Here is an 11,010-nt window from a genome sequence, read left to right on the forward strand (position 1 = left end):
GGAAGCCGAAGATCTCGGCGTCAGCACTGGCGCAGCGGACCCTGTCGTTGCGTTGCCGCGCGTCGCGCACATCTCTGGCAGCCCGCGTGCCGTCATCCCGGCTTCGAATGCGGTTGCCGGACGGGCGGAGCGCGGTTACTCTCTACGGTGTACAGAGAAACTGATCCAAGGAGTGACGTTGTCCGACCAGAGCCCGATCACCAGCGCCGCCTACACGCCCGAGGACGAGGACGTCACGCGGCTGCTGGACTGGTTCACCGCCTACGACGCGCTCGCCGAGCGGGGTGACGTCGAGCGCATGGCCGACGTCGCGCTGTTCCCGCTGACGGTGACGACGAACGACTCGGCCGGCGAGTGCGTGACCCAGCAGTGGGACCGCGCCACGTTCATCCAGGCGATGGGCGCCGCCGTCGGCGAGCCGCGGCCGCGGCTGGACAACCACCGCAGGCCCGTGTTCCTCAACGCCGACCTGGCCGTCGTCGTCACCGACAGCACGGTCACCACCGGCGAGCAGGTGCAGCACATGCGATACGTCGACGTGATGGCCAAGACGGGCGGCGAGTGGCGCTTCACCAGCATGATCCAGGCCGGCTGGGGCGACATGCTGCGCGGGGCGTTCAGCGCCTGACCGGCGCGCCGGGGCCCCGGTGCTGGAGTGCTGCCTGGGGACGCGTCTGGGGACGCAAATTAACCTGCGAGGCGATCTACCCTCTCCGGCGCTACCGGTTCAGGTATTCGACAACACCGATCGACCTTTCGATCTCCTGGTGCTATCCGGCTCCACTGTTTTACCAGCTTCGCCCGGTCGTCTCGCAGGCAAGTCCCATGCTACGCCCGGCCGGTGCCGGCATCGGGTGAGTGAGCGGGTGACTGTAGCGGCCCTCAGTGGTGGAATCCGGTGGCGTCGCCGGCGGTGTGCAGCGGCCCGGGCTGGGCCTCCAGCTCGGGCAGCAGCCGCCGCAGGTCGGCGAGCAGCAGGTCGGCCAGGTCGTGGGTGAAGCCGTTGCGGACCACGACCCGGAGCACGGTGAGATCGGTGCGGTTGGCGGGGAAGGTGTACGCCGGGACCAGCCAGCCGCGTTCGCGCAGCCTCCGGGACACGTCGAACACGTTGAACGCCTCGACGTCGGCGTTGGTGGTGAACGCGAACACCGGCAGCTGGTCACCGCGGGTCAGCAGCCGGAACGGGCCCATGGCGGCGATCTCGCCGGAGAGGTGGAGGGCCACGTCGCGGGACGCCTGCTGGACGGCGCGGAAGCCGGCGCGGCCGAGGCGGAAGAAGGTGTAGTACTGCGCGACGACCTCCGCACCCGGCCTGGAGAAGTTCAGCGCGAAGGTCGGCATGCTGCCGCCGAGGTAGTTGACGTTGAAGATGAGGTCCTCCGGCAGGGCGTCGCGGTCGCGCCACAGGACCCAGCCGACGCCGGGGTACACCAGGCCGTACTTGTGCCCTGAGGTGTTGATGGAGGCGACCCGCCCGAGCCGGAAGTCCCACTCCAGGTCCGGGTCCAGGAAGGGCGCGATCATCGCCCCGGAGGCGCCGTCGACGTGCAGCGGGATGTCCCATCCGGTGCGCCGCTGCAGGGCGTCGAGCGCCGCCGCGATCTCGGCGACCGGCTCGTAGCTGCCGTCGAACGTCGAGCCGAGGACCGCGACCACGCCGATGGTGTTCTCGTCGCAGTGCGCCACCGCCTCCTGCGCGGTCAGGTGCAGCCGGTCGCCCTCCATCGGCACCAGCCGGGGCTCGACCTCCCAGTAGTTGCAGAACTTCTCCCAGCAGACCTGCACGTTGATGCCCATCACGAGGTTGGGCCGCCGGGCCTCGCCGGCCGCACGCCCGGCCGACCAGCGCCGCTTCAGGGCCAGGCCGGCGAGCATGCACGCCTCGCTGGACCCGGTCGTCGAGCAGCCGACCACGCCGGCCGGGTCCGGGGCGTGCCACAGGTCGGCGAGGATGCTGACGCAGCGCCGTTCGAACTCAGCGGTCTGCGGATACTCGTCCTTGTCGATCATGTTCTTGTCGACGCACTCGGTCATGAGGCGGACCGCCTGCGGCTCCATCCAGGTCGTCACGAACGTGGCGAGGTTCAGCCGGGCGTTGCCGTCGAGCATGAGCTCGTCGTGCACGAGCTGCCAGGCGGTGTCGGCGGGCACCGGATCCTCGGCCAGCGCGTCGCGGGGACCGGACACCTGCTCGGCCAGCGCCGGGTTGGCGACCGTCGCGAACGGGTTGCCGTCCGCGACCGGCGGCCGCCGTTGCTGGCCCGCCCTGTGCAGCACCATCGTCCTACCTCCTGCCAGCCGGCGGCACCCGTCCGCTCGGGAAGCCCGCCTACCCGCTGGCGGGGCCGTGACACGGGGCTGACGGGACCGCACGGCACGGTTTGCGGGTCCGTCCGGCGGGTAGCCCGCGACCGGCGTACCCGCGAGGGGAGTGACCGGAGATGACGACCCGCACGCTGCCGGACCTGTTCACCTGGCTGGAGCACGCGCGCCTCGCCGGCGACGTGCACTACGACGAGCGGCAACGCTCCTGGCTGGTGCTCGGGCACCCCGAGGTCACGTCGGTGCTCGGCGACCCGCACCGGTTCTCCTCCGACCTGGGCGACCTGCTGCCCCGCCAGGAGGACCTGGAGCTGTTCCGGCGCGGCAACTTCGTCCAGATGGACCCGCCCCGCCACGACTCGCTGCGGCGGCTGGTGAGCCGGGCGTTCACGCCGCGGGTGGTGGCCGGCCTGGCCCCGCGCATCACCGCGGTCACCGAGGAACTGCTCGACGAGGTCGCCGATGCGCGGCGGTTCGACCTGGTCGACGACCTGGCGTACCCGCTGCCCGTCATCGTCATCGCCGAGCTGCTCGGCATCCCGGCGGAGGACCGGCCGGTGTTCCGGCGGTGGGCCGACGCGCTGTTCGAGCGGCCCGAGATCGGCCCGGACGATCCGCTGACCCGGATGATGGACGACCAGCGGGTCCGCGCGGTCGCACCGGTGCTGCGGGAGATGAACGAGTACCTCCTGCGGCACGTGCGCGCGCGTCGCGCGGCCCCCGGCGACGACCTCACCAGCGGGCTGGTGCACGCGGAGGCCGACGGCGAACAGCTCGACGACGAGGAGATCATCGGGTTCGTCGGGCTGCTGCTGCTCGCCGGGCACATCACGACGACGGCGACGCTGGGCAACACGGTCGCCACCCTCGACCAGCACCCGGACGCGGCGGCGGCGCTGCGGGCCGACCCGGCGCTCCTGCCGGACGCTATCGAGGAGGTGCTGCGCCTGCGCACCCCGTTCCCGCGCCTGGCCCGGCGGGCCAGCACGGACACCGTCGTCGGCGGGGTGACCGTGCCGGAGGGCGACGTCGTCGTCGCCTGGCTGGCCGCCGCCAACCGCGACGCCCGGGTCTTCGCCGACCCGGCGCGCTTCGACATCCGGCGCACCCCGAACCCGCACCTGACCTTCGGGCACGGCATCCACTTCTGCATCGGCGCGCCGCTGGCCCGCCTGGAGGCGCGGATCGCGATGGAGCTGCTGCTGCGGCGGTACCGGACGATCGCCGTCGACACCGAATCGGCGGTGTTCCGCAACCCGTGGGTGATGCTGGCCCCGACGAAGCTGCCGGTGGAGGTCACTCCCGCCTGAGCCCCGGCCCGGTCAGCACCGCCGCACGGATCCCAGCAGCGCGTCGATCTCCTGTTCGTAGGCGACGTCCCCGGTCTCGGCCATGGCGTGGACGAACTGCCCGCCGCCGTCCTCGACGAGCGCCTCCCGCAGGTGCCGGGGCGGGGCGCCGTCGTCCTTCGGGAACACGTGGATCCAGTCGGTCGGCAGCCCGAGCAGCCGCCCGCCGGTCCGGGTCACCGCGTCCTGCGGGAAGGCGGTGTGCACGAGCGATGGTGCGCTGCCCCGGTACACGCTGCCCGCCACGTACGGCCCGTCCAGCGGCGTCAGCCGCCGCAGGCGCAGCACCGCGAACGACAGGCCGAACTCCTGGTAGGCGACCCAACCGGCCGGCGCGTCCAGGGCCAGGACCGGCCGGCCGTCCAGCCCGGCCAGCGTCCTCGTGCCGGCCGCCGCGCCGGGCTTACGCCCGCCCGGGGTGACGGTGGACAGGATCCGCGCGGCGAGCCCGGCCAGACCGTCCGGGTCGCCGGCGGCGTTCGGCGACACGAACAGCTGCACCCGCACGATGCTCGCGTCCCCGGCCCGGACGAACGCGTCCGCGATCGGCACGGCCTGGCGCGTCGTGTCCAGCGGCTGGTAGCCGTAGGCCACCGCGTCACCCGGGACCGGGATCGGCACGAGCCGCTGACCGGCGGGCAGTGGCCCGGACGCGACCATCGCACCGACGGTCGCCCCGAGATCACCGGCCACCGTCCGGAACAGCTCGGTCGCCAGCAGCACCAGCCGTTCGCCGTCCACGTCGTACACCACCCGGGTCTCGGTCCGCGCCGACGCCGCCACCCCCATCAGCGACTGCGGCCGCGCCTCGACCCGGGCCCCGTCCGGCGGCGCGATTCCCAGCCGCCCGTCCAGCAGCGACAACTCCGGTCCCGCCACGAAGGCTCCGCCGACCCGCCCGAGTGCACCCACGGCTACCGAACCTAGTACCCGGGCGGGCTCTGGTACTAGGCGATCTGCTTGGTGCTCATCAGCGTCAGGGTGTCCACGACGCGGTTGGCGAAGCCCCACTCGTTGTCGTACCAGCCGACGACCTTCACGTGCCGACCGTCTACCCTGGTCAGCGCCGAGTCGAAGATGCACGACGCCGGGTCGCCGACGATGTCCGCGCTGACGATGGGGTCCGTGCAGTACGACAGGATGCCCTTGAGCGGACCCTCGGCCGCCTTCCGGTAGGCGTCCAGGACGGCGTCGCGCGTCACCTCCGTCTCGACGGTCGCGTTGAGCTCGACCAGCGAGCCGACCGGGACCGGCACCCGGATCGAGTCGCCGGACAGCCGCCCGGCCAGGCCCGGCAGGACGAGCCCGATCGCCTTGGCGGCGCCGGTGGTGGTCGGCACGATGTTCACCCCGGCGGCCCGGGCCCGGCGCGGGTCCCGGTGCGGGCCGTCCTGGAGGTTCTGCTCCTGGGTGTAGGCGTGCACGGTGGTCATGAACCCGTGCTCGATCCCGGCCAGCCCGTCGAGCACGGCGGCGAGCGGCGCGAGGGCGTTGGTGGTGCAGGAGGCGTTCGACACGATCGTGTGGCGGTACGGGTCGTACGCCTCGGTGTTCACGCCGTACGCGAGCGTCACGTCGGCCCCTGCCGAGGGCGCGCCGACGAGCACCCGCTCGGCGCCGGCCTCGAGGTGCGCGCGGGCCGCGTCGGCGGCGGTGAACCGGCCGGTGGTCTCGAGCACGATGTCGACGCCCAGCTCGGCCCACGGCAGCTTGAGCGGCTCCCGCTCGGCGAGCGCGTGGATGCGCCGGCCGTCGACGAGCAGGTCGTCGCCGTCGACCGCGACGATGCGCCCGAAGCGCCCGAGCGTGGTGTCGTACTTCAGCAGCTGCGCCAACGCCGCCGGCGCGGCGAGATCGTTGACGGCGACGACCTCGAGGTCGCTGTCGCGTTCGACGATCGCGCGCAGCACGCCACGCCCGATGCGACCGAACCCGTTGATGGCAATTCGTCCTGACATGCGTCAATCGTGCTGGTATGCGAGGTCAGCCGACAGCGGATGGTTCGCCAGTCTCCGCAAGGATCCCGCCACCCGACCGCGCCGCCGCCGAGCCGTTCGGGCGGGCGAACGTCTTGCGGTACTCACTCGGCGACGTGCCCAGAATCCGCTGGAAGTGCAGCCGCAGGTTGGACCCGGTCCCGAGCCCGACCCGCGCCGCGACCTGCTCCACCCCGAGCCCGCTGCGCTCCAGCAGCTCCCGCGCCCGGTCCACCCGCGCCCGCAGGATCCACTGCGTCGGCGTGTACCCGGTCTCCTCCACGAACCGCCGTGACAGCGTCCGCGCCGACACGTTCGCGTTGCGGGCCAGGTCCTCGAGCGCGAGCGGCTCGTCGAGCCGTTCGAGGGCCCACTGCCGGGTCGCCGCGAAGTGCTCGCCGACCGCCTCCGGCACGCTGCGCGGGATGTACTGCACCTGTCCCCCGCTGCGGTACGGCGCCGCCACGAGCCGCCGCGCCACGTGATTGGCCAGCGCGACGCCGTGGTCGCGGCGCACGAGATGCAGGCACAGGTCGATCCCGCTGGCCGCCCCGGCCGAGGTGAGCACCTCCCCCTCGTCCACGAACAGCACGTCCTCGTCGACGAGGATCGCCGGATGACGCCGGGCCAGCTCACGCGTGTAATGCCAGTGCGTGGTGGCCCGCTTGCCGTCCAGCAGCCCGGTCGCGGCGAGCGCGAACGCCCCGGTCGAGATCGCGGCGAGCCGGACCCCGCGCGCGTGGGCGGCGCGGAGCGCGGCGACGACCTCGGCCGGCGGCTCCTCGCGATCCGGGTTGCGGTACCCGGGGATGAACACGGTGTCGGCCGCGTCGAACGCGTCGAGCCCCTCGGCGACGTGGTACGCGAGCCCGTCCCCACCGGCCACCAGCCCCGGCGCGGCCCCACACACGTGCACCGCGTACGGCATGCTCGGCCGGTTGGTGAACACCTGCGCGGGAATGCCCACGTCGAGCGGCTTGGCCCCGTCGAGCACGAGCACCACGACTCGATGCACCCCGTCGGTCACGGCTGCCCCTCCTCTCACCCGTGCAGCGTCACATCGGCACGGGCCGCCCGGACAGTGGCGGGAAAGCCACGTACCACAAGTTTCTCGCCACCGCGCCGGTCACCGCCGGCCCACCCGCCGGCGCACCGCCGTGGCGAGCGAGGTCAGCGCGCGGGCGGCGGCCCGGCCCGGTCGCCCGTTGAACAGGTGCACGAGGGCGTCGACGGTGCCCAGGCGCAGGCGGCCGTCGGAGAAGATGGCGGCGCCGCGCAGCGGCAGCTCGTTGATGCCGTGCTCGTACATGGCGAGCGCGGCCGGGTCCGCCCGGACGTCGTCGTCGATCGGGGCCATCCGCCACAGGATCGCCTTGAGCAGCCGGCCGGGGCGGGTCGTGCCGACCTCGTCGAGGGTGGACTGGCGGGTGAAGGGGCGCACCGGCCGGGGCCGCGGGACCGGGTGCCCCAGCCGCCGCTCGAACTGCTCGTCGCCGGCGGCGACCAGCGGCGCGCCGGCCGGCTCGGCGGCGGTGCTGACGCCGCCCTCCACCGCGATCGTGACCACGCCGACCACGTCCGCGCTGGACCGCGCCACCTCCAGGTCGTGGGCACCTGACGGGATCCGCCAGCCGGCGACGCGTACGTCGTAGAACGCGAACGCCCTGGCCGCGACGGTGACGGCGACGGTCCGCCGCTCCCCCGGCTCCAGGTGGACCTTCGCGAACCCGGCGAGCTCGCGGCGGGGGCGGGCGACGACCCCGGTGCGGTCGTGCCGGTAGATCTGCACCACGTCGGCACCCGGTCGCGGGCCGGTGTTGGTGACGGTCACGGTGACGGTGACGTCGTCACCCGCCTGGACGGTGGCGCGGTCCACGCCGATGCCGTCCCATTCGAAGGTGGTGTAGCTGAGCCCGTGCCCGAACGGGAACAGCGGCTCACGCTGTGCGGTCGTGTGGTACCGGTAGCCGACGTACAGGCCTTCCCGGTACTCGACCTGGTGGGGGTCGCCGGGGAAGTACGGGTCCGCGGCGACGTCCTCCAGCGACGCCGGGAACGACTCGGCCAGCCTCCCGGACGGTTCGACGTCGCCGTAGAGCACGTCGGCGAGGGCCGCGCCACCGGCCTGACCGCCGAGGTAGGACTCGACGATCGCCGCCGGGGCGTCCTTCCACGGCATGAGCACCGGCGCGCCGTTGGACAGCGCGACGACGGTGCGCGGGTTGGCCGCACAGACGGCCGCGACGAGCTCGTCGTGCTGTGCGGGCAGCGCGAGGTCGGTGCGGTCGAACCCTTCGCTCTCCTTGGCCGGCGGAAGCCCGACCATGACGACGGCGACGTCGGCGGCGCGGGCGGCGGCGACGGCCTCGGCGATCAGGCCGGGTTCGGGGCGCGCGTGGACGGGGTCGTACCCGGGCGTGTAGGTGACGGTCACGCCGCGGCGGGTCAGCTCGTCCAGGGCGGTGCTGATCCGGGTCGGGGCGACCTGGGAGCTGCCGCTGCCCTGGTACCGGGGATGCTCGGCGAACGCGCCGATCAGCGCGACCGAGCGGCCGGGGTCCAGCGGCAGGACGCCGTCGTTGGTGAGCAGCACGGTGCCTTCGGCGGCGGCGCGGCGCGCCAGGGCGTCGTGGTCGTCGACGGGGATCGCGGGACCCCGGGTCCGCGCCGACCTCGCCACCAGGTCGAGCACCCGCTGGGCGGATTCGGTCACCAGCTCGGCGGGCAGGCGCCCGGACGTGACCGCCTCCTCGACCTCACGGTCGAACAGGCCGTGGCTGCCGGGCATCTCCAGGTCCATGCCGGCGGCGACGGCGGCGACCCGGTCGTTGGTGGCGGCCCAGTCGCTGACCACGAGGCCGTCGAAGCCCCACTCGTCGCGCAGGATGCCGGTGAGCAGGCGGTGGTGCTGGGTCGCCGGGTGGCCGTTGACGTTGTTGTACGCCGCCATGACCAGCCACGGCCGGGCGGCCCTCACCGCGTGCTCGAAGCCGGACAGGTACAGCTCGCGCAGGGTCCGCTCGTCGACGACCGCGTCGACGACGAACCGGTGGGACTCCTGGTTGTTGACCGCGAAGTGCTTGAGGCAGGCCCCGACCCCGTGCTGCTGCAGGCCGGTCACCATCGCCGCGGCGAGCCGGCCGCTGAGCAGCGGGTCCTCGGAGAAGTACTCGAAGTTGCGGCCGCACAGCGGGTGCCGCTTGATGTTCAGGCCCGGCCCGAGCACCACGTCGACGCCCAGGGCCCGCGCCTCGACGGCGAGGGCCTGCCCGATCCGCTCCGCCAGGTCCTCGTCCCAGGCGCTGGCGATGGTCACCGCCGTCGGGAAGCACGTGGACCGTTCGCTGCCGGTGACGCCGAGGTGGTCGCCGGCGTCGGCCTGGAACCGCAGGCCGTGCGGCCCGTCGCTCAGCACGGCGGCCGGCACGCCGGCCTCGGGCAGCGCCCGGGTCCGCCAGACGTCACCGCCGGACAGCAGGCGGATCCGTTGCGCGAGGGTCAGCGCGGCGGCACGGGGCAGCGCGGTCATGGACGCTCCAGGCATGGTCGTTCGAGCGGCGGGCGCGTCCAGCATGCCCTCCGCACCGCGCGGCGACGATCCGGGCCCTGACGAAGACGCCCGGCGGCAGGCAGGATTGAGCATCTGCGATACATTGCGCCGAGCGGGCCTGACGCCCGCGGTGCCCGGCCCTGCCGGTCACCGCCGCAGCAGCCGGGCGATCCACTCGTCACGGGCCCGCACGGCCTGGCGGGCCATCGGCGACCGCGGGACGAGCTGGTCCCAGCCGTGCGTGCCGCCCGGCCACACGTGCAGCTCCGCGACACCGCCGTCGGCCCAGATCCGGGTGGCGAAGGCGACGTCCTCGTCCCGGAAGACCTCGGCCGAGCCCACGTCGATGAACGTCGCCGGCAGGCCCGCGAGGCTGGTCGCGCGGCCGGGTGCCGCGTAGATCGACACGTCCGCGGTGCCCCGGCGGTCGCCGAGCAGGGCGGTCCAGCCGGTGCGGATGCTGCCCCGGTCCCAGGCGCCGACGCCGTCGAACTGCCGCATCGACACCGTCTGGTCCCGGTCGTCGAGCATCGGGCAGATCAGCATCTGCCCGAGCAACGCCGGTCCCCCTCGGTCGCGGGCCAGCAGCGCCACGCCGGCCGCCAGGCCGCCGCCGGCGCTGGCCCCGACGAGCACGATCCGGGCCGGGTCGGCACCGAGCTCGGCGGCGTGCCCGGCGACCCAGAGCAGCGCCGCGTAGCAGTCCTCCACCGGGACCGGGTCCGGGTGCTCGGGGGCGAGCCGGTAGTCGACGGTCACGGCCACCGCACCGTGCTCGACCACCCAGGGCAGCACGGCGGACATGCCGGCGAAGCGGTCCCCCAGCATCATGCCGCCGCCGTGGAAGTGCAGCACCACCGGCGCCGGTCCATCCACAGTGGACCCGTGGAACACCGACACCCGCAGGGCCGCGCCCTGATGGCCGGCGATGGTCAGGTCCCGCCGGTCGACCGGGAACGCCGAGAGGTCCTCCGGCACGGCGCTCGCGCGACGCCCGGCGATCTGGTCCGCGGTCACCGGGACCAGGGTGCCGTCGGCGCGCATCCGCTCCAGCACCGTGTCGACGGCCGGGTCGAACGGGGGCCGCCCGAGCGGCACCGGCGTCATCGGTCGGTCACCTCGGCGAACCTGCTGGTGATCCAGGCCGGATCGGTGATCGCGGTGCCGACGACCACGGCGGCCGCGCCCGCGTCCAGGGCCTGCCGGACGTGCTCGGGCCGGTGGTAGCGCCCTTCGGCGACGACCGGCACCGACGCCACCTCGGCCGCCAGCTCGCGCACGAGGGCGAGGTCGGGGCCGGTGAGCTGCCTGCTGTGCGGGGTGTACCCCGACAGCGTGGTGGCGATGAGGTCCGCGCCGCAGGCGGCCGCCGCGACTCCTTCATCCACTGTGGACACGTCGGCCATGACGAGGCCGCCGGCGTCGTGCACCGCCCGGACTGTGTCACGCAGGGAAGCGCCGTCCGGGCGGGGACGGGCCGTGGCGTCGGTCGCCACGACGTCCGCCCCGGCCGCCAGCACCTCCAGCGCGTCGGCGACGGTCGGCGTGATGAACACGCCGCTGTCGCCGCGCTTCGTCAGCCCGATGACCGGCACCGTGACGGCGTCGGCGACGGCACGGACATCGGCCAGGCCACCGACCCCGCCGCAGCGCACGGCGGTGGCGCCGCCGAGCACGGCGGCCTCGGCGAGGCGGCGGATCGTGGCCGTGTCCCGCAGCGGATGCGCGGGACCGGCCTGGCACGACACGACGAGTCCACCGCGGATCGCCGTCATGAGATCGGTGAGGTTCATGTTGCTCCTGTACGGAT

At 73.7% G+C, this 11,010-nt stretch carries 9 protein-coding genes; 2 read left to right on the forward strand and 7 right to left on the reverse strand.

Annotated elements, in window-relative coordinates; genetic code table 11:
* Positions 1 to 178: 178 nt before the first annotated feature.
* Entirely contained in the window at positions 179 to 628 is a 450-nt protein-coding gene (locus ABZ321_RS39750) for a DUF4440 domain-containing protein (protein WP_344500318.1), read from the forward strand.
* 254 nt (positions 629 to 882) lie between these two features.
* Here ABZ321_RS39750 and ABZ321_RS39755 read toward each other — a convergent pair whose 3' ends face one another.
* Positions 883 to 2,283: a glutamate decarboxylase gene (locus ABZ321_RS39755; RefSeq protein ID WP_354900724.1), complete on the reverse strand. Its 1,401-nt coding sequence runs from the start codon at positions 2,281 to 2,283 to the stop codon at positions 883 to 885.
* Between the two features lie 161 nt (positions 2,284 to 2,444).
* On the opposite strand from ABZ321_RS39755, the gene ABZ321_RS39760 reads away from it, so the two are divergent.
* On the forward strand, positions 2,445 to 3,635 hold the full coding sequence (locus ABZ321_RS39760) for a cytochrome P450 (protein ID WP_344500314.1): 1,191 nt from the start codon (positions 2,445 to 2,447) through the stop codon (positions 3,633 to 3,635).
* A gap of 12 nt (positions 3,636 to 3,647) precedes the next feature.
* On the opposite strand, the gene ABZ321_RS39765 is transcribed toward ABZ321_RS39760, so the two are convergent.
* The 6 genes from ABZ321_RS39765 to ABZ321_RS39790 form a co-directional block, all read right to left on the reverse strand.
* Positions 3,648 to 4,586, reverse strand: coding sequence for a hypothetical protein (locus tag ABZ321_RS39765; protein ID WP_354900726.1), 939 nt, complete (start codon positions 4,584 to 4,586; stop codon positions 3,648 to 3,650).
* Positions 4,587 to 4,621: 35 nt separating this feature from the next.
* Positions 4,622 to 5,632 (reverse strand): type I glyceraldehyde-3-phosphate dehydrogenase, encoded by a 1,011-nt coding sequence (gene gap, locus ABZ321_RS39770; RefSeq protein ID WP_354900728.1) that lies wholly within the window; start codon positions 5,630 to 5,632, stop codon positions 4,622 to 4,624.
* Positions 5,633 to 5,657: 25 nt separating this feature from the next.
* Positions 5,658 to 6,677 carry a helix-turn-helix domain-containing protein gene (locus ABZ321_RS39775; RefSeq protein ID WP_344500308.1) on the reverse strand — a complete coding sequence of 340 codons (1,020 nt, stop codon included), beginning with the start codon at positions 6,675 to 6,677 and terminating at the stop codon, positions 5,658 to 5,660.
* 99 nt (positions 6,678 to 6,776) lie between these two features.
* On the reverse strand, positions 6,777 to 9,179 hold the full coding sequence (locus tag ABZ321_RS39780; protein WP_354900730.1) for a glycoside hydrolase family 3 C-terminal domain-containing protein: 2,403 nt from the start codon (positions 9,177 to 9,179) through the stop codon (positions 6,777 to 6,779).
* A gap of 168 nt (positions 9,180 to 9,347) precedes the next feature.
* Entirely contained in the window at positions 9,348 to 10,307 is a 960-nt protein-coding gene (locus tag ABZ321_RS39785; RefSeq protein ID WP_354900732.1) for an alpha/beta hydrolase, read from the reverse strand.
* Complete coding sequence (locus ABZ321_RS39790; RefSeq protein WP_344500302.1) at positions 10,304 to 10,993, reverse strand: N-acetylmannosamine-6-phosphate 2-epimerase; 690 nt, start codon at positions 10,991 to 10,993, stop codon at positions 10,304 to 10,306. Before ABZ321_RS39790 ends, ABZ321_RS39785 begins: the two co-directional genes overlap by 4 nt.
* Positions 10,994 to 11,010 lie beyond the last annotated feature (17 nt).

Source organism: Dactylosporangium sp. NPDC006015, from assembly GCF_040614215.1.
Classification (GTDB): Bacteria; Actinomycetota; Actinomycetes; order Mycobacteriales; family Micromonosporaceae; genus Dactylosporangium; species Dactylosporangium maewongense.

Bases quoted from the DNA above. Each gene is read 5' to 3' on its own strand.
- ABZ321_RS39755 (WP_354900724.1), bottom strand. From the start codon at position 2,283: ATGGTGCTGCACAGGGCGGGCCAGCAACGGCGGCCGCCGGTCGCGGAC.
- ABZ321_RS39760 (WP_344500314.1), top strand. From the start codon at position 2,445: ATGACGACCCGCACGCTGCCGGACCTGTTCACCTGGCTGGAGCACGCG.
- gap (WP_354900728.1), bottom strand. From the start codon at position 5,632: ATGTCAGGACGAATTGCCATCAACGGGTTCGGTCGCATCGGGCGTGGC.
- ABZ321_RS39780 (WP_354900730.1), bottom strand. From the start codon at position 9,179: ATGACCGCGCTGCCCCGTGCCGCCGCGCTGACCCTCGCGCAACGGATC.
- ABZ321_RS39785 (WP_354900732.1), bottom strand. From the start codon at position 10,307: ATGACGCCGGTGCCGCTCGGGCGGCCCCCGTTCGACCCGGCCGTCGAC.
- ABZ321_RS39790 (WP_344500302.1), bottom strand. From the start codon at position 10,993: ATGAACCTCACCGATCTCATGACGGCGATCCGCGGTGGACTCGTCGTG.